This is a genomic window from Halomonas saccharevitans, assembly GCF_900116405.1.
Lineage (GTDB): Bacteria > Pseudomonadota > Gammaproteobacteria > Pseudomonadales > Halomonadaceae > Halomonas > Halomonas saccharevitans.
In genome coordinates, this window is sequence record NZ_FPAQ01000003.1 from 126,698 (window position 1) to 143,374 (window position 16,677).

The 16,677-nt window shown below is 69.6% G+C and carries 17 protein-coding genes; 12 read left to right on the plus strand and 5 right to left on the minus strand.

Annotated elements, in window-relative coordinates; genetic code table 11:
• The first annotated feature begins 5 nt into the window (after positions 1–5).
• Positions 6–1,010, plus strand: coding sequence for a low-specificity L-threonine aldolase (gene ltaE / locus BM388_RS02645; RefSeq protein ID WP_089846921.1), 1,005 nt, complete (start codon positions 6–8; stop codon positions 1,008–1,010).
• Between the two features lie 44 nt (positions 1,011–1,054).
• On the opposite strand, the gene BM388_RS02650 is transcribed toward ltaE, so the two are convergent.
• Positions 1,055–1,930 carry a LysR substrate-binding domain-containing protein gene (locus BM388_RS02650; protein ID WP_089846923.1) on the minus strand — a complete coding sequence of 292 codons (876 nt, stop codon included), beginning with the start codon at positions 1,928–1,930 and terminating at the stop codon, positions 1,055–1,057.
• 107 nt (positions 1,931–2,037) lie between these two features.
• Here BM388_RS02650 and BM388_RS02655 point away from each other — a divergent pair, with 107 nt between their 5' ends.
• Positions 2,038–3,210, plus strand: a complete 1,173-nt coding sequence (locus BM388_RS02655) for a TauD/TfdA family dioxygenase (RefSeq protein WP_089846925.1) — start codon at positions 2,038–2,040, stop codon at positions 3,208–3,210.
• An 87-nt stretch (positions 3,211–3,297) separates the two neighbouring features.
• The gene (locus tag BM388_RS02660; RefSeq protein ID WP_089846927.1) at positions 3,298–3,978 is read left to right on the plus strand and encodes a TVP38/TMEM64 family protein; all 681 of its coding nucleotides are present in this window, start codon (positions 3,298–3,300) and stop codon (positions 3,976–3,978) included.
• Between the two features lie 3 nt (positions 3,979–3,981).
• On the opposite strand, the gene BM388_RS02665 is transcribed toward BM388_RS02660, so the two are convergent.
• Positions 3,982–5,310 (minus strand): glycosyltransferase, encoded by a 1,329-nt coding sequence (locus BM388_RS02665; protein WP_089846929.1) that lies wholly within the window; start codon positions 5,308–5,310, stop codon positions 3,982–3,984.
• Positions 5,311–5,590: 280 nt separating this feature from the next.
• Between BM388_RS02665 and BM388_RS02670 the strand changes: the two genes are divergently transcribed.
• A complete protein-coding gene (locus tag BM388_RS02670) occupies positions 5,591–6,664 on the plus strand; it encodes a tartrate dehydrogenase (protein WP_089846932.1) in 1,074 nt (357 codons plus the stop codon).
• 31 nt (positions 6,665–6,695) lie between these two features.
• Here BM388_RS02670 and BM388_RS02675 read toward each other — a convergent pair whose 3' ends face one another.
• Positions 6,696–7,586 carry a class I SAM-dependent methyltransferase gene (locus tag BM388_RS02675; protein ID WP_089846934.1) on the minus strand — a complete coding sequence of 297 codons (891 nt, stop codon included), beginning with the start codon at positions 7,584–7,586 and terminating at the stop codon, positions 6,696–6,698.
• Positions 7,587–7,751: 165 nt separating this feature from the next.
• On the opposite strand from BM388_RS02675, the gene BM388_RS02680 reads away from it, so the two are divergent.
• The 7 genes from BM388_RS02680 (at position 7,752) to BM388_RS02710 (ending at position 13,709) form a co-directional block, all read left to right on the plus strand.
• Positions 7,752–8,291: a lipocalin family protein gene (locus BM388_RS02680; RefSeq protein WP_089846936.1), complete on the plus strand. Its 540-nt coding sequence runs from the start codon at positions 7,752–7,754 to the stop codon at positions 8,289–8,291.
• Positions 8,292–8,407: 116 nt separating this feature from the next.
• Positions 8,408–9,235, plus strand: coding sequence for a DUF1338 domain-containing protein (locus BM388_RS02685; RefSeq protein ID WP_245781443.1), 828 nt, complete (start codon positions 8,408–8,410; stop codon positions 9,233–9,235).
• A complete protein-coding gene (locus BM388_RS02690) occupies positions 9,225–10,211 on the plus strand; it encodes a succinylglutamate desuccinylase (protein WP_089846937.1) in 987 nt (328 codons plus the stop codon). Before BM388_RS02685 ends, BM388_RS02690 begins: the two co-directional genes overlap by 11 nt.
• A 349-nt stretch (positions 10,212–10,560) precedes the next feature.
• Positions 10,561–11,331: an ABC transporter ATP-binding protein gene (locus tag BM388_RS02695; RefSeq protein ID WP_089846939.1), complete on the plus strand. Its 771-nt coding sequence runs from the start codon at positions 10,561–10,563 to the stop codon at positions 11,329–11,331.
• Positions 11,332–11,359: 28 nt separating this feature from the next.
• Positions 11,360–12,064 (plus strand): ABC transporter permease, encoded by a 705-nt coding sequence (locus BM388_RS02700; protein ID WP_089846941.1) that lies wholly within the window; start codon positions 11,360–11,362, stop codon positions 12,062–12,064.
• Positions 12,064–12,795, plus strand: a complete 732-nt coding sequence (locus BM388_RS02705) for an ABC transporter permease (RefSeq protein WP_089846943.1) — start codon at positions 12,064–12,066, stop codon at positions 12,793–12,795. Before BM388_RS02700 ends, BM388_RS02705 begins: the two co-directional genes overlap by 1 nt.
• Before the next feature lie 149 nt (positions 12,796–12,944).
• Positions 12,945–13,709, plus strand: coding sequence for a transporter substrate-binding domain-containing protein (locus tag BM388_RS02710; RefSeq protein WP_089847046.1), 765 nt, complete (start codon positions 12,945–12,947; stop codon positions 13,707–13,709).
• A 133-nt stretch (positions 13,710–13,842) separates the two neighbouring features.
• Here BM388_RS02710 and BM388_RS02715 read toward each other — a convergent pair whose 3' ends face one another.
• On the minus strand, positions 13,843–14,562 hold the full coding sequence (locus BM388_RS02715; RefSeq protein ID WP_089846945.1) for a glutamine amidotransferase-related protein: 720 nt from the start codon (positions 14,560–14,562) through the stop codon (positions 13,843–13,845).
• Between the two features lie 75 nt (positions 14,563–14,637).
• Positions 14,638–15,555, minus strand: a complete 918-nt coding sequence (locus tag BM388_RS02720) for a LysR substrate-binding domain-containing protein (protein ID WP_245781444.1) — start codon at positions 15,553–15,555, stop codon at positions 14,638–14,640.
• Between the two features lie 111 nt (positions 15,556–15,666).
• Here BM388_RS02720 and BM388_RS02725 point away from each other — a divergent pair, with 111 nt between their 5' ends.
• Positions 15,667–16,662, plus strand: a complete 996-nt coding sequence (locus BM388_RS02725) for a YeiH family protein (RefSeq protein WP_089846949.1) — start codon at positions 15,667–15,669, stop codon at positions 16,660–16,662.
• Positions 16,663–16,677: the final 15 nt, after the last annotated feature.

Here is a 16,677-nt window from a genome sequence, read left to right on the forward strand (position 1 = left end):
CCCCCATGATCGATCTGCGCAGCGATACCGTCACCCGCCCCAGCGCTGCCATGCGCGACGCCATGCACGCCGCTCCGGTGGGCGATGACGTCTGGGGCGATGACCCCAGCGTGGCACGCTTCGAGGCCGCCGTGGCCAAGCGTGCCGGCAAGGCCGCCGCCCTGCTCTTCCCCAGCGGCACCCAGAGCAACCTGGCCGCCCTGCTTGCCCACTGCCAACGTGGCGACGAGTACATCGCCGGCCAGCAGGCCCACACCTACAAGTACGAGGGTGGCGGCGCGGCGGTGGTGGGCGGTATCCAGCCACAGCCGGTGGAGCACGCCGCCGATGGCTCGCTGCCGCTGGAACGCATTCGTGCCGCCATCAAGCCCGACGACTTCCACTTCGCCCGTACCCGCCTGCTGGCGCTGGAGAACACCATCGGCGGACGCGTGATCGACGCCGACTACATGCACCAGGCCACCGACCTGGCCCGTCAGCACGGCCTGGCGACCCACCTGGACGGCGCCCGACTGTTCAACGCCGCGGTGGCCACCGACACCTCGCTGGCCACGCTCTGTGCGCCCTTCGACACGGTCTCCCTATGCTTCTCCAAGGGGCTGGGCGCGCCGATGGGCTCGGCCCTGACGGGCTCGCAGGCGCTGATCGACGCGGCGCGCCGCTGGCGCAAGATGCTGGGTGGCGGCATGCGCCAGTCCGGCATCATCGCCGCCGCCTGTCACCACGCGCTGGACCACCAGGTGGCGGATCTCGCCCACGACCATCGCCGCGCCGCGCAGCTGGCCGAGGGCCTGCGGACGCTGCCGCACATCGAGGTGATCTCCCAGGCCACCAACATGGTGTTCCTGCGAGTGTCAGAGCGGCACATCGCCCCGCTGCGTGCCTGGTTGGCCGAGCGCGGGATCCTGATCGACGTGTTGTATGACACGCGCCTGGTGGTGCACCGCGACCTGGATGATGACGCCATCGACGCGACGCTGGCGGCCTTCAGGAGCTATCTGGCGGAGTAGCGCCCTGGCCTAGGGCACACGGGCCCAGGGCGCCAGCGGCCGTCTCAGCCAGACTCCGGGTCGAGCTGGCCCGTCAGCCAGTCCCAGAGCATCACCGCCTCCGGCCGCGCCGGCGCGCGGGCCGGACGCACCAGCCAGAACGCCTCATCGCTATCGACCGGCAGATCAAGGGCCGCCACCAGGTCGTCTCGACTCTCCACCAGGCGCCGATGGGTCAGGGCGACGCCCTCGCCCAGCGCCGCGAGCGACAGCGTCATGGTCTGCGTATCGCAAATCAGCGGCGCACAGCGCGAAGCCAGCGTCGGCACTCCCACGGCCTCCAGCCAGGCCGGCCAGCCCACCTCGAATCCCACGGCGTGCAGCAGGGTGTGCTCCGCCAGATCCGCCGGCTCGGTGATGCGCTCGGCCAGGGCCGGCGCGCACACCGGCAGCATTGTCTCACGGCCGAGAGATACCGCCTCCATGCCCGACCAGGTGCCCTGACCGTAGCGAATCTCGAGATCCGCGCCCTCGGGGCCGAAGTCGTCCGGCCAGATGGCGCTGACGAGGCGCAGCGCCACCTCGGGATGCGCGCGGCGAAAGGCGCACAGGCGCGGCGCCAGCCAGTTCTGCTGCACCACCGGCGTGGTGCGCAGCGTCACCGGGGCCTCCCCGCCGCCGAAGACCTCGTCGGTGCCCTCGGCCAGGCGCGTGAAGGCGTCCTGCAGGCACGGCAGCCAGGCCTGCCCCGCCGGCGTCAGGTTGAGGCTGCGCGGGTGACGCACGAAGAGCTTCTGGCCCAGGCGATCCTCGAGCAGGCGCACGCGCTGGCTGATCGCCGCCTGGGTCACGCCCAGCTCCTGGCCGGCGGCAGTAAAGCTCAGGGTGCGCGCCGCCGTTTCGAAGGCCTGCAGCCACAGCAGGGGAGGTAGCCGACTCATGGATAACCTATGCATAAGCTGAGTGGGGTCATAGGGGCCAGATTAATCGTTTGTCGGTGCTCCGACCAGGCGCCAACATGAGCGCCTTCACAAGGGAGGAGCCGATCATGACCGATACGCCGACCGCCGACGCTCGCAGCGTGCTGCCCATGGGCGAACTGACCCCGCACACCGAGGGGCCTGCGCTCACCGAGGCCACGGACGACGGACGACAGCTAGCCCTTGGCTGGCGCAACGGCGATCGGGCGCGGTTTCCGCTGACGTGGCTGCGCGACCACTGCGCCTGCGCCGAGTGCCGCCACCCGATGACCCGCGAGCGCCTCTACATGGACTTCGAGGTGCCCAAGCAGGCACCGGCCATTTGCCTCGAGGACGGCAACCTGATCCTGAACTGGGCCGACGACCACGTCAGCCATTTCGATGCCGTCTGGCTGCATCAGCGCCGCCCGGGCCAGACCCGGGAAGATGCCGTGCCGGCTCGCCGCCCCTGGGATCGTGACTACCGCCCGGCCCGCGTCGACCACGCCGACTTCGTCGCCGGCGCCGAGGGCGAGCGGGCCTGGCTCACCGCCCTGCTGCGCGACGGCCTGGTGTTGCTCGAGAACGGTCCGCTGGCCGATGAGGAGGTCAGCCGACTGGCGGGTCGCATCGGGCCGCTGCGCGCCACCAACTTCGGCGCCCGCTTCGACGTGAAGTCCAAGCCCAACCCCAACAACGCCGCCTACACCGCCATCGGCCTGGCGCTGCATACCGACCTGCCCAACTGGCGCCACCCGCCGGACATCCAGCTGCTCTACTGCCTGGAGAACGACGCCGAGGGCGGCGAGTCGACCTTCTTCGACGGCTTCGCCGCGGCCGAGGCGCTGCGTCGCCAGGATCCGGAGGCGTTCCGGCGGCTCAGCGAAACCGAGATCGACTTCCGCTTCCAGGACGAAGAGCACGACCTGGTGTGGACCGCGCCGCTGCTGTCCCTCGACGAGCAGGGCCGGGTCAACGAGGTCCGGCTCAACAACTGGATCCGCGACACCCTGCGCCTCCCTCTCGAGGAGATCGATGCCTGGTACGACGCCTACCGCACGTTCTGGGCGCTGGCCCAGGATCCCCGGAACCGGCTCGAGTTCTCCCTGGCCCCGGGCGAGATGGTCGCCTTCGACAACCGCCGGGTGATGCACGGGCGCAACGCCTTCGACCCCAGCACCGGCCGGCGCCACCTACAGGGCACCTACCTTGACCTCGACATGTGCGAGTCTCGCCTGCGGGTGCTGGCCCGCCAGGCCTGACGGATCGCGACGGCGGCGCGCCCCGCTTTGGCGCTCGCCCGCTCTGCCGTATGCTTGGGGCCCCTTGTCCCCACGGAACCGCGCGACATGAGCCACCGCCTCGTCCTCGTCACCGGCCTGCTGGCCGCCCTCATGGCCCTCGGCCTGCTCTGGCAGTGGCTCGCCATGCGCGACCTGCTGACGGTGGAGACCCTGATGACGCTGGTGAAAGGGGCGGTGGCCTGGCGCGACGCCCCCTGGGCGGTCGCGGTGGTGATGGCGATCTACGCCGGCGCCTCGCTGGTGATGTTCCCGCTCAGCCTGCTGGTGGCGCTGACCGGCCTGATGTTCGGGCCCTGGTGGGGCTTTGGCTACGCGCTGGCCGGCACCCTGGCCGCCTCGATGCTGACCTGGTGGGTCGGGCGCCGGCTGGGCCGCGAGGCGCTGATGCGCCACGGCGGCCGGCGCCTGCACGGCCTGTCGCGCTACCTCTCGGGCCGCGGCATTCGCACCATGACGCTGGTCAATCTGCTGCCGCTGGCGCCCTTTACCCTGACCAACATGATGGCCGGCGCCTTCCACCTGCGCTTTCGCGACTACATGATCGGCTCGCTGCTGGGCATCACCCCGGGGCTCGCCGGCGTCACCCTGCTGGGCAGCCAGCTGGGCCAGCTGGCCACCGCCGAGAGCCGCGGCGAGCTTGTCTGGGCGGCCGGCGGCCTGCTGGTCGGAGTGGCCCTGCTGGTCGGGCTGAAGCGCTGGTCGGACCGGCGCCGCCGCGCCCGCTGAGGACTACTCTCGGGGCGCCTCGGTCTCGTCCTCCTCGCGATGGCCGGGCCACCAGGCGGGACGTTCCTGCTCCCACTCCTCCTGCACCAGGTGGCGCAGCAGTCGACCGCGATGGCGAAACATCTGCCACTCGGCGCCCAGCCGGTGGCGGATCCGCTCCCAGCCTCCCTCGTCGGCGTGGGTGAAGGGCCCGCCCCGGGCGATGGCCTGGCGATAGACGGCCAGGCAGCGTGCGGCGCAGCGCGCCTCGTCGTAGCCGGCGGCCGTCGCCAGCGCCGCCTCGGCCAGGGGCGCGCGCGCGCCGGGGACGGCCAGCGCCGCCAGCGCCTGGGCCATGGCGTCGAGGTCGTCGCCTGCGATCAGCCGGCCGTTGCTGCCCTCGACCACCACTTCACGCACCCCGGGGGCGTCGACGGCGACCACCGGCAGCCCGGCCGCCATGGCCTCGGCTACCACCATGCCCTGGGTCTCGCTGTGGGAGGCGAAGGCGAAGACGTCCATGGCGTGGTAGGCATCGATCAGCGCCTGGTTCTGCAGGCGGCCGGTGAAGTGCAGGCGATCCGCCACGCCGCGCGCCACCATCACCGCCTCGATGTCGCCTCGCGCGTCGCCCTCGCCCACCACCAGGCCGTGCGCCTCGGGGCGCGCCACCAAGGCGCCTGCCAGCGCCTCGGCCAGGAACGCCAGGTTCTTCTCGCGGGCCAGCCGCCCCAGGTGGCCCATCACGTAGGCGTCCTCGGGGATACCCAGCCGCGCCCGCCAGGCGCGGCCGTCACCCAGGGCGAAGCGCGCGGTGTCCACGCCGCTCGGCACCACGCTGATGGCGGGGTTGGCCTCGCGCCGGCGCAGGAGGCCGAGGATGCTCTCGCTGGGGGCGATCACCTCGTCGCACAGCCAGGTGTACTGGGTGGCGAGCGCCACGGCGAAGCGCTGCATGCGCGACGAATCACCGGGCACGTAGTGGGTGTAGTGCTCGTAGAGGGTGTGGTGGGTGAAGATCAGCGGCAGGCCGTAGGTCTCGGCCGCCCGAGCGGCGGTATCGCCCAGCAGGAAGGGGTGGTGGGCGTGGACGATGTCCGGTTCGAAGGCCTCGATCGCCTCATGGAGCTGGCCGGGAATCGGCACCGGCAGCGAGAAGTCGCTGCCGTTGAAATGCTGCATGGCCACCACCCGCACCACGTCCTCCTCCTCGGCGGGCTGCCCATCCAGGCGCGGTGCCACCACCAGCACGCGATGGCCGGCGGCCTGCAGCTGGCGCTTGAGCCGCTGAACCGACTCGCTGACCCCGCCGACGATGGGCAGGTAGGTATTGGTGAACATCAGCACATTCACGGGGACGTGGCTCCTCGACTTTCACTGACGACATTCTGACGGCAAGGCAGGCGGCTGACCATCTCCTGTTCAAGATAGGCGACGGGGACCCGGCTACGCGACGGGGCCCGGCATCGCCACATCGTCGAAAGAGGCGCCGGGAGAGAGCGACCCACCCCACCTCGCCCTGCCCCCATGCCCCATGTTGCTCGGGAGACAGACGTTGCGGCCTGCCGGGATGGGGTTTGTTGCGTAAGGCAGTAGACTGGCGAGGTGATCCATAAAGCCCAGGAGCCCACCCATGACCCACCGCATCGCGGTCATCCCCGGCGACGGCATCGGCAAGGAGGTGATGCCCGAGGGGCTGCGCGCCCTCGAGGCCGCCGCCGAGCGCTTCGGTATCGACCTTGCCCTCGAGCCCTTCGACTTCGCCAGCTGCGACTACTATCTGGCGCACGGCCAGATGCTGCCCGACGACTGGTTCGAGCGACTCAAGGACCATGACGCCATCTTCTACGGCGCCGTGGGCTGGCCGGAGACGGTGCCCGACCACGTCTCGCTGTGGGGCTCGCTGCTGCAGTTCCGCCGCCGCTTCGACCAGTACGTCAACCTGCGCCCGTGCAGGCTGCTGCCGGGGGTGAAGAGCCCGTTGGCCGGCCGCGCGCCCGGCGACATCGACTTCTACGTGGTGCGCGAGAACACCGAGGGCGAGTACTCCAGCGTCGGCGGCCGGATGTTCGAGGGCACCGAGCGCGAGGTGGTGATCCAGGAGACGGTGATGACCCGCACCGGGGTCGACCGGGTGCTGGCCTACGCCTATGAGCTGGCGGCGAGCCGCCCGCGAAAGACGCTCACCTCGGCCACCAAGTCCAATGGCATCGCCATCACCATGCCCTGGTGGGACGAGCGGGTGAAGGCGGTGGGCGAGCGCTACCCCGAGGTCTCGGTGCAGGCGTTCCACATCGATATCCTGGCGGCCAACTTCGTGATGCACCCCGACTGGTTCGACGTGGTGGTGGCGAGCAACCTGTTCGGCGACATCCTCTCCGACCTGGGGCCGGCCTGCACCGGCACCATCGGCGTGGCGCCCTCGGCCAACATCAACCCCGACGGCGCCTTCCCGAGCCTCTTCGAGCCGGTGCACGGCAGCGCCCCGGACATCGCCGGGCAAGGCATCGCCAACCCCATCGGCCAGATCTGGTCGGCCGCCATGATGCTCGAGCACCTCGGCCACGGGGAGGCCGGCGCGGCCATCGTCGCGGCCTTCGAGGCGGTGCTCGCCGAGGGGGATCCGGCGGTACTGACGCCGGACGTCGGCGGCCGTGGCACCACCGAGACCCTCGGCCGCGCCATCGCCGAGCGCATCAGCGGCTGACGATCGGACACCCCGATGACGGGTGGACCGGTCAGGCCTTTCGCCACCCTCCCTCGAGGATGCGCACCCGATCCGCGGCCAGGTTGTCGCCCAGGTTGCGCCCCATCTCGACGAAGGCCTCGCCGAAGATCAGCGACGGCCCCGGCAGAGTGGGCGGCGTTGGGCATGACGCCTGCGGCGCATCGCTCGCCTCTCGGCGGCCGTGCTTGCGCCGCCAGTCGAGCGCCGACTTGGAGACGTCGTGCACCGTCTCCGATACGAAGCCGCCCGCGGCGAGCAGGCGTTCCAGGGCCTCGCGGGAGCGCAGGTGGCTGGTCGCGACCTCGCGCGCCCAGGGCACCGGCAGCCGCAGCGGCGAGTCATTGTCGCCCGCCACCGGCTCGTGCAGCAGCACCCGGCCGCCCGGCACCAGCAGGCGCCGCCACTCGGCCAGCACCGTCGCCGCGTCAGGCATGTTCATCAGCGCATGCTGGCACCAGACGACATCCATACTGGCCTCCGGCAGCGGTACCCGCGCAGCGTCGGCGCACAGGAAGCGCGTGCGCTCAGCGTAGCCGGTGGCGCGGCTCAGCCAGGCGGCCACCTCGACGAAGGCGGGAGTGATGTCGAGCCCCGTCACCTCACTGCCGAACTCCGCGGCCAGCAGGCGGCTCGCCCCGCCGGTGCCGCAGCCCACATCGAGCACCCGCTGGCCGGGCGTAAGACCACCGAGTGCCGCCAGCGACCGGCTGGCCCGCCGCCCGCCCAGATGCAGCTGATCGATGCCGGCGATCTCGTCGAGGGTCAGCCGCTCTGGATCGCACCCCGCCGCGCGAAAGGCGTCGCGCAGACGGGCCGGCAGGCTTTGCCTGCCGGCGGCGCGGGGCGCATCATAATGGGCAATGAAGGGGCGGGCGGCGAAGCGATCCACGGGGTCGGTCATGGCGATGTCCTGACGGCAGGCTGACGGCGTGATGAGAAACAAGGAGCACCGCCAGTCTATCCGCCGCCGGCCGCGCGCCCCATCGTGCAAAGGTCACAGCTACCGGCCCTGGCCGCCGTTTCCCGACCGTTCTCTCGAACGCCCTTCGACAAGGAGTCATCCGCGATGTCCCGACCGCTGATCACCACGGCCCTGCTGGGGCTCGGCCTCGCCGGCTGCACCGGCCTGCCCGAGGGCACCCGCGCCGTCACCGGCTTCACGCTAGACCGCTACCTCGGCCAGTGGTACGAGATCGCCCGCCTGGACCACTCCTTCGAGGAGGGGCTGGACTGCGTGACCGCCGACTACTCGCGGCGCGAGGAAAGCGGCGTGCGGGTGATCAATCGCGGCGTGGACCTCGCCGCCGGGGAGGAAAACGTCGCCGAGGGCAAGGCCTACCCGATCGGCGAGCCGGGACAGGGGCGGCTGAAGGTGAGCTTCTTCGGCCCCTTCTATGCCGGCTACAACGTGCTCGCGCTGGACGAGGCGTACGACTGGGCCCTGGTGGCCGGTCCCGACCGCGACTACCTGTGGATCCTCTCGCGCACGCCGGACATGGAGCCGGCCACCTACCAGACGCTTGTCGAGCGCGCCCGGGCGCTCGACTTCCCGGTGGAGGGGCTAATCGAGGTGGAGCAGGGCGAGGCCTGCGCCGCCTGGCGCTGAGGGAAGTTTCACTCTGGGTCCCGCCACTTTCATCCGACCGACGCGAGGCCTTGAGTCCATGGGGCGCTGACGGGAAGGTGTCGACCATCACCATCATGCCAACAACAGGTGCCCGCATGCCCTCCGAGATGAGCCTCGAGCAGTTCTTCGCCCGCCTCTGGGACGACTATACCGCCATGACGCCCCAGGCGAGCCGCATCCACGATGCCCTGGTCGCCGACGGCGAGACCATCGTCAACGACCACGTGGCCTTTCGCACCTTCGACCGCGGGCCGATCCGCCTGGCCGACCTGGAGCCGCACCTGCTGGCGCTGGGCTACACCCGCCTGGAGCCCTACGACTTCGAGGCCAAGAAGCTGCGCGCCTGGGGCTACCTGCCGCCCCGCGACGACCAGCCGCGGGTCTTCCTCTCGGAGCTGAAGTGCGACGAGCTCTCCGCTCCCACCCAGGCGATCATCGATGACCTGGTGGCCCAGATCGACCCCGCCCGAATCGCCTCGCCCGAGGTGATGTGGGCCGGCCGCCTCTGGGAGGCGCCGAGCTGGGAAGCCTACAACACCCTGGCCGAGGAGAGCGAGTACGCCGCCTGGCTGTCGATCATCGGGCTGCGCGCCAACCACTTCACCATCAGCGTCAACCAGCTGCGCCACACCCCCACCCTGGCGTCGCTGCTGGAGAAGGTCGAGTCCCTGGGGCTTTCCATCAACACCTCCGGCGGGCGCATCAAGGGCTCACCCGAGGTGCTGCTGGAGCAGGCCTCGACGCTGGCCGACCGCATGCCCTTCACCTTCGCCGGCGGCCGGGTCGAGGAGATCCCCACCTGCTACTACGAGTTCGCCCGCCGCTATGCCGACGCCGAGGGCCGGCTCTATCAGGGCTTCGTCGCCGCCAGCGCCGACCGGATCTTCGAATCCACCGACGTGCGTCGCGACCATGCTCTCTGAGTGGCTGGACCAGGCGCTGGACGGGCGGGCCGCCACGCCGTCCGAGGGGCGCCTGCCCGGCGGACGCTACCGGCTGCTCGCCCCCGGCGTGCTCGAGCTCTCGCCGGATACCTGCGCCGCCGAGGCCCGAGCGAGCGTGCTCTCGGTGGGCATCCACGGCAACGAGACCGCGCCCATCGAGCTCGTGGGCGCGGTCCTCGCACGGCTCGAGGCGGGCCTGCTGCGCCTGGGCGCGCCGCTGCTGGTGATGCTCGGCCACCCCGAGGCGATCCGGCGCGGCGAACGCTTCGTCACGACCAACCTCAACCGGCTGTTCCGGCGCGACCTCGTGGAGGCCGGCGACGAGCCCGACCGGGCCCGGGCGCTGATGGCCGAGGTGGACGCCTTCTATGGCCGTCACGCCTCGCTTGCCCCGCTGCACTACGACCTGCACACGGCGATCCGCGACAGCCGCTTCCCGCGCTTCGTGGTCGAGCCCTTCGGCGAGACGCCGACGGCGCAGGAACAGTGGCGCTGGCTGGCCGCCGCCGACATCCAGGCGGTGCTCCACCAGCACCGGCACAGCTGGACCTTCTCGCACTACTCGAAGCACTACCACGGGGCGGCGGCCTTCACCCTGGAGCTGGGCCGCGCCCTGCCCTTCGGCGCCAACGATCTCGCCCCGCTGGCGCCCATGGGCCGGCTGCTCGAGGCGCTGGTCGAGGGCCGGGCGCCCGAGGGCGCCGACCCGGCCGGCATGGCCTTCTTCCGCGCCGAGCACGAGCTGATGCGCCACGCCCCGGACTTCCGGCTCTGCTTCCCCGACGACACGCCGAACTTCACCGAATTCGCGCCGGGCACCCGGCTCGCCGAAGACGCCAGCGCCGGCGCCTTCGACGTCGGCGAGACGCCGCTGTCGGTGGTCTTTCCCAATGCCGACGTCGAGATCGGCGCCCGGGCGGCGCTGCTGGTGGTTCCGAGCCCACCGCCGACCTGATCGCGTGCCCCCGGCTGGGGGCCGTGCCCGACCCTCATCGCAGACAATAACAACAGACAGGAGACGCCCCATGACCCGTGCCCCTCGCCCCCAGAATCACGCTTGGCTCATCGCGACAACGCGGCCCGCTGCCGGATCGTCTCCGGCCTGTTAGAATCGCCCCCTTTTTGATCGCCGACCCGTGGATCACGGGCCCGCGTTGATCGCGGACCCGGGTGAATCACGGACCTGCGTCGATCAAGGATCTATGTTGATCACGCAAGTACGCGGTCATAGACCTACGTTGATCGAAGCCCCGCGCCGGCCGACCCTCGATGCGGCGGACCACCCACGATCTGGAGCCCGTTTCATGGCCGATACCCCGATTCCGCTGGAAGTGCGCAATATCACCAAGCGCTTCGGCGATACCGAAGTCCTCAAGGGCCTCTCCCTGAAGGCCCACAAGGGCGATGTGATCACCCTGATCGGAGCCTCCGGCTCCGGCAAGAGCACCTTCCTGCGCTGCATGAACCTGCTCGAGCAGCCCAACGAGGGCGACCTGATCGTCCACGGCGAGCAGATCCGCTTCAAGGAGACCAAGCACGGCCGCGAGCCGGCCGACTGGAAGCAGGTCGTCGACATGCGGGCCAAGCTCTCCATGGTCTTCCAGAGCTTCAACCTCTGGGCCCACATGACGCTGCTCGAGAACATCATCGAGGCCCCGGTCCACGTGCTCGGCAAGCCCAAGCAGGAGGCGATCGCCCACGCCCGCGAGCTGCTCGAACGGGTCGGCCTGGCCGAGCGTGCCGACTACTACCCGGCCCAGATGTCCGGCGGTCAGCAGCAGCGCGGCGCCATCGCCCGGGCGCTGGCCATGGACCCCGAGGTGATGCTGTTCGACGAGCCCACCTCGGCGCTGGACCCGGAGCTCGTGGGCGACGTCCTCAAGGTGATGCGTGACCTCGCCAAGGAAGGCCGCACCATGATCGTGGTCACCCACGAGATGGCCTTCGCCCGCGACGTCTCCACCCAGGTGATCTACCTGCACCAGGGGCAGGTCGAGGAGGCCGGGCCGCCCGACGAGGTGCTCGGCAACCCCACCTCCGAGCGCCTCAAGCAGTTCCTGGCGCCCAAGCACTGATGGGCCGGCCCGGAACAAGGAGAGAGACATGATCGACCTGCATGGCTACGGCCCGCGCCTCTTCGAGGGCGCCATGATCACCATCCAGCTGGGGGTGCTGTCGCTGGCTCTGGCCATCGTACTGGGCCTGGTCACCGCCAGCGCCAAGATGTCGCGCAGCTGGGTGGCCCACCGCATCGGCACCCTCTACACCACCATCATCCGCGGCGTGCCCGACCTGGTGCTGATGATGCTGCTGTTCTTCGGCGGCCAGATCGGCATCAACCAGATCACCGACGCCCTCTACAACCACTTCGGGATCGACATCTTCATCAACGTCAACGAGTTCGTGGCGGGGGTGATCACCATCGGCCTGATCTTCGGCGCCTACATGGGCGAGACCTTCCGCGGCGCCTTCCTGGCGGTCGACAGCGGCCAGATCGAGGCGGGCCGCGCCTACGGCATGAACCACTGGCTGGTGTTCCGGCGCATCCGCTTCCCGCAGATGATGCGTCATGCGATCCCGGGGCTCTCCAACAACTGGATGGTGCTGCTCAAGACCACCGCCCTGGTCTCGGTGATCGGCCTCTCGGACATGGTCCGCGTAGCCGCCGAGGCCTCCAAGGCGACCCGCGAGCCGTTCACCTTCATGATCATCGTGGCCGCCATCTATCTGCTGATCGCCAGCGTCTCCGAGTGGGGCTTCGCGCGGCTGCAGAAACGCTATAACGCCGGCTACCGGGAGGCAGACTGATGGACGCCCTGATGACCTGGCTGGAAACCGCCCTGGCCGACAACAGCATCTTCACCCTGCAGACCCTCGGCTACTACGGCGAGGGCCTGGTCACCACCGTGCAGCTGGTGTTCCTGTCGCTGATCATCGGCCTGGTGCTGGCGGTGCCGCTGGCCATCGGCCGCGGCTCGACGTACCGCTGGGTGAGCCTGCCAATCTTCCTCTACTGCTACGTGTTTCGCGGCACGCCGCTGCTGGTTCAGCTCTACCTGATCTACTACGGCGTGGTCTTCGTCGACGGCATCCAGGAAACCTGGCTGTGGGTGATCCTCGAGAAGCCCTTCGTGCCGGCGCTGATCGCCTTCACCCTCAACACCGCGGCCTACACCACCGAGATCTTCCGCGGCGCCATCAAGTCCACGGACCGCGGCGAGATCGAGGCGGCACGGGCCTACGGCATGTCCAAGGGGCTGATGCTTCGACGCATCGTGCTGCCCAGCGCCTTTCGTCGAGCCCTGCCGGCCTACGGCAACGAGGTGATCTTCATGCTCCACGCCAGCGCCATCGCAAGCGTGGTCACCATCATGGATCTCACCGGCGCGGCGCGCTTCGTCTACGCGCGTTTCTACGCGCCCTTCGATGCCTTCCTGTTCGTGGCGGCGATCTATCTCTGCCTCACCTTCGGCATCCTCTACCTGTTCCGCTACCTGGAAAGGCGGCTGCTGGCGCACCTCAAGCCGGCCAGCGGCTGACCGTCGACGACAAGGAGCGTCAAACAAGCGTTGGAAGCGGGCGCTCGAATCCAGCGCTCGCCCCTTCCGATGGGCCCGATCATCGAATATCGTGGTCGGGTCAGCACCCACAAGGTGAACGCACCAACAACAGGGAAAACCCCATGAAAATGAATCACCTCCTCAGTCTCGGCGTCATCGGCGCCACCCTGGTCGCCGGCAGCGCCAACGCCGAAGTCCGCGACATCCGCATCGGCGTCGACGTGCCCTACGAGCCCATGGAGTTTCGCACCCCCGAGGGCGAGCTGACCGGCTTCGACATCGACCTGGGCAACGCCCTGTGTGCCGAGATCGGCATCCAGTGCGAGTGGGTCGTGCAGGGCTGGGACGGCATCATCCCCGGCCTGCAGGCGCGCAAGTACGACGCCATCATGTCCTCCATGACCATCAACGAGCAGCGTCGCGAGCAGGTGCTGTTCTCCGATCCCTACATCACCCCGCCGTCGGCCTGGTTCGCTCCCGGCGACGTCGAGATCGGCACCCCGTCCGACGAGACCCTCGAGGGCCTGACCCTCGGCGTGCAGCGCGGCACCCTGCAGGACAACTACGTCACCGACATGTACGGCGACGTGGCCGACGTGAACCGCTACGCCACCGCCGACGACATGGTGCTGGACATGGATTCGGGCCGCCTCGACGCCGCCTTCCTCGACTTCCCGATCGGCAAGTCCACCCTGCTCGACAGCGGAGCCGGCGATTACAAGGTGGTCGGCGAAAAGGTCACCGAGCCCAAGGAGTACTTCGGCGAGGGCTTCGGCATCGCCTTCCGTCAGCGTGACAAGGAACTGGCCGCCGCCTTCAACGAGGCACTCGCCACGCTCAAGTCCGACGGCACCTACGACGAGATCCACGCGACCTACTTCGGCGAGGAGTGAATCGGAAGGCGCTGCACGCGCCTCAGCAAGCGACCGGGGCCCCAAGGGCCCCGGTCGTGCGTTGGGGCGGGTCTTTACGGCCGATCGTTCAGGCCGCTCGTTGAAACAAAAGCGCCACGGCTCTCGCGCGGCATCACGACCGCATAGTGATCGCCCGGCGCACGAAGGCGAGGATCCAGCGCACCATCAGGGTATCGTCCACCGCGGCCGAGAGTGACGCCTCACCCTGGCGCACCCGATGGGGGCCGATCAGCTCGCCACGCAGGGCCATCAGGTCCCGGGAATAGTCCTTGGTGAACTCGGGGTGGCCCTGCACACCAATGAAGTGCTCGCCGAGCTGCATCAGGTAGCAGGGGCAGAAGTCGCTGCCGCCCAGCAGCCGCGCCACTCGGGGCAGGCGTTCCACCTGATCCTGATGGCTGACCAGCAGGTCGAGGGTGGGCTGCCAGGGCACCATCCAGTCGGCGCGCTGGTTGACCCGGTTGAAGGAGAGGCCCACGCCCCAGCCCCTGTCGTTCTTCGCCACCTCGCCGCCCAGGGCCTTCGCCATCAGCTGGTGGCCGAAGCAGATGCCGATCAGGGGCTTTTCCGCCACCCAGAGTTTGCGCACGAAGGTCTCCAGCGCGGCGATCCAGGGCAACGCGTCGTTGACCCCGAACTTCGATCCTGTGATCAGCCAGGCGTCCACCGCCTCGAGATCATCGGGGATCTCGCCATCGAGGCAGCGCCAGACGCGAAACTCGAGGGTCGGGTCGACGCGATGGAACAGCGCCTCGAACATCTCGGGATAGTTGCCGTGGGCCTCGCGCAGCTCGGGTGCCACGTCATCGCACTGCAGCAGTCCGATCACCATCGCCTGTCCTCCTGATGGCCGCGGCCGCTTCCCTGCCGCGACCGCACTGGCTCGAGTATAGCCAGCGCCCGGTGGCTAGGGTTCGCCGGCGGGCTCCGTGTCGAGTGGGCCCGAGCGGCGCGTCTCGACGAGAAACACCTTGAAGGCCTGCCACAGCGGGCTGCGATAGCGCTGCGGGTGCCAGACCAGCGAGAAGGTACGGCGCAGCCTCAGGGGCGTGTCCAGGGCGATCAACTCACCGCGTTCGAGCTCGCCGGCCACGCTCAGCCGCGACAGGCAGCCAAGCCCCAGGCCGGCCCGCACCGCCTGCTTGATGGCCTCGTGCTGGCCAAGCTCCATGCGCACCCTGGGCGGCGCGCCGCGGGCGCGCATGGCCTGCTCGAAGACGCTGCGGGTCCCGGAGCCGGTCTCGCGCAGGATCCAGTCCGCCTCGGCCAGCGCCGCCTCGTCGAGTCGTCCGCGCCGCGCCGGCGCATGGCCGGGTGCGGCCACCACCACCATGCGATCCTCGCACCAGGGTTCGCTGGCCAGTGACGGCTCTCGACACTCCCCCTCGATCAGGCCCAGGTCCGCCTCCAGGCGCAGCACGTCGGTGATCACCTCGAAGGTGTTGCGCAGCTTGAGCCGCAGGTCCGCCGCCGGATGCGTCTCGCTGAAGCGACCGGCCAGGGCCGGCAGCAGGTAGGTGCCCACGGTGGCGCTGGCCGACACGCTGAGCACCCCCTGCAGGCGCCCCTCGGGCTCGGTGGCCTCGGCCACGAAGCCGGAGACGCCGTCGAGCAGCACCTCGGCGCGAGGCAACAGCCGGCGGCCCAGGTCATTGAGATGCAGGCGACGCCCCAGCCGCTCGAAGAGCGCGATCCCCAGGTGGCGTTCGAGGTCCGAGAGCGCCTGGCTGGTTGCCGACTGGGAGAGGCTGAGCTCGGCGGCGGCCGCGCTCACCGTGCCAAGGCGCGCCACCGCGGCGAAGACCTGCAGCTGTCGAAAACTCACCGTGGGTGTCATATCGGTTTTTCCGAATAGCCAGTTCGTTATTAACTGATAACCATACGAGCTGAGCCGCGCCTAGGATAGTCCCGCGAACCCCGTCGAGAGGACATCATCATGTGGCAAGGCCTGGTGGTATGCATCACCCTGACCGCCGCCGGCTTCGGTCTGGCGCAACTCCCCCTGCTGGCCAACGCCGGCATCAGCCCGCTGGTCGTGGCGCTACTGCTGGGCATCCTGGCCGGCAACACCCCGCTGGCCGGCCGCCTGCGCCACACCGCGCCCGGACTCAAGTTTGCCACCCGCTGGCTGCTGCGCAGCGGCATCGTGCTGTTCGGCCTCTCGCTGACCCTGCAGCAGGTCGCCGCGCTGGGCCCCAAGGTGCTGCTGCTCGACGTGCTGATCATCTCGAGCGTGTTGGTCGCCGGCTATTTCATCGGCACCCGAGTGCTCGGCATGGACCGTGAGACCACCCTGCTGACCAGCGCCGGCAGCGCCATCTGCGGCGCCGCCGCGGTGCTGGCCACCGAGTCGACCATCCGTTCGCGGCCGGCGGCCACCTCCATGGCGGTGGCCACGGTGGTGCTGTTCGGCTCGCTGGCAATGCTGCTCTACCCGCTGCTCTATCCGCTGCTGGGCATGGACGAGGGCCTTTACGGCATCTATATCGGCGCGACCGTGCACGAGGTCGCCCAGGTGGTGGCCGCCGGTGAGGCGGTGGGCCCCGACGCCCTGGCCAACGCGGTGATCGTCAAGCTGGTGAGGGTAATGCTGCTGGTGCCCTTCCTGCTGATCGTCGGCCAGTGGTGGATGCGCCGTGGCGAGGGCAGCGAGGCACAGACGGCCGGCGGCGGCCTGGTGATTCCCTGGTTCGCCTTCGGCTTCATGGCCATGGTGGTCGTCAACAGCCTGATCAGCCTGCCCGCCCCCCTGCATGAGGGCCTGGTGCTGGTCGGCCAGCTGGCGCTGGCCATGGCCATGGCCGCGCTGGGCTACGAGACCCGGCTGGAGAAGCTCAAGGCGCTGGGCATCAAGCCCTTCATCCTGGCCCTCACGCTGTTCGTGATGCTGCTCACCGGCGGCTTTCTGGCCAGCCGCCTGCTGATGGGCTGATGCGCTCGACCGAGG

Bases quoted from the DNA above. Each gene is read 5' to 3' on its own strand.
- BM388_RS02695 (WP_089846939.1), top strand. From the start codon at position 10,561: ATGGCCGATACCCCGATTCCGCTGGAAGTGCGCAATATCACCAAGCGC.
- BM388_RS02670 (WP_089846932.1), top strand. From the start codon at position 5,591: ATGACCCACCGCATCGCGGTCATCCCCGGCGACGGCATCGGCAAGGAG.
- BM388_RS02660 (WP_089846927.1), top strand. From the start codon at position 3,298: ATGAGCCACCGCCTCGTCCTCGTCACCGGCCTGCTGGCCGCCCTCATG.
- BM388_RS02725 (WP_089846949.1), top strand. From the start codon at position 15,667: ATGTGGCAAGGCCTGGTGGTATGCATCACCCTGACCGCCGCCGGCTTC.
- BM388_RS02655 (WP_089846925.1), top strand. From the start codon at position 2,038: ATGACCGATACGCCGACCGCCGACGCTCGCAGCGTGCTGCCCATGGGC.
- BM388_RS02690 (WP_089846937.1), top strand. From the start codon at position 9,225: ATGCTCTCTGAGTGGCTGGACCAGGCGCTGGACGGGCGGGCCGCCACG.
- BM388_RS02710 (WP_089847046.1), top strand. From the start codon at position 12,945: ATGAATCACCTCCTCAGTCTCGGCGTCATCGGCGCCACCCTGGTCGCC.
- BM388_RS02700 (WP_089846941.1), top strand. From the start codon at position 11,360: ATGATCGACCTGCATGGCTACGGCCCGCGCCTCTTCGAGGGCGCCATG.
- ltaE (WP_089846921.1), top strand. From the start codon at position 6: ATGATCGATCTGCGCAGCGATACCGTCACCCGCCCCAGCGCTGCCATG.
- BM388_RS02675 (WP_089846934.1), bottom strand. From the start codon at position 7,586: ATGACCGACCCCGTGGATCGCTTCGCCGCCCGCCCCTTCATTGCCCAT.
- BM388_RS02715 (WP_089846945.1), bottom strand. From the start codon at position 14,562: ATGGTGATCGGACTGCTGCAGTGCGATGACGTGGCACCCGAGCTGCGC.
- BM388_RS02680 (WP_089846936.1), top strand. From the start codon at position 7,752: ATGTCCCGACCGCTGATCACCACGGCCCTGCTGGGGCTCGGCCTCGCC.
- BM388_RS02705 (WP_089846943.1), top strand. From the start codon at position 12,064: ATGGACGCCCTGATGACCTGGCTGGAAACCGCCCTGGCCGACAACAGC.
- BM388_RS02650 (WP_089846923.1), bottom strand. From the start codon at position 1,930: ATGAGTCGGCTACCTCCCCTGCTGTGGCTGCAGGCCTTCGAAACGGCG.
- BM388_RS02685 (WP_245781443.1), top strand. From the start codon at position 8,408: ATGCCCTCCGAGATGAGCCTCGAGCAGTTCTTCGCCCGCCTCTGGGAC.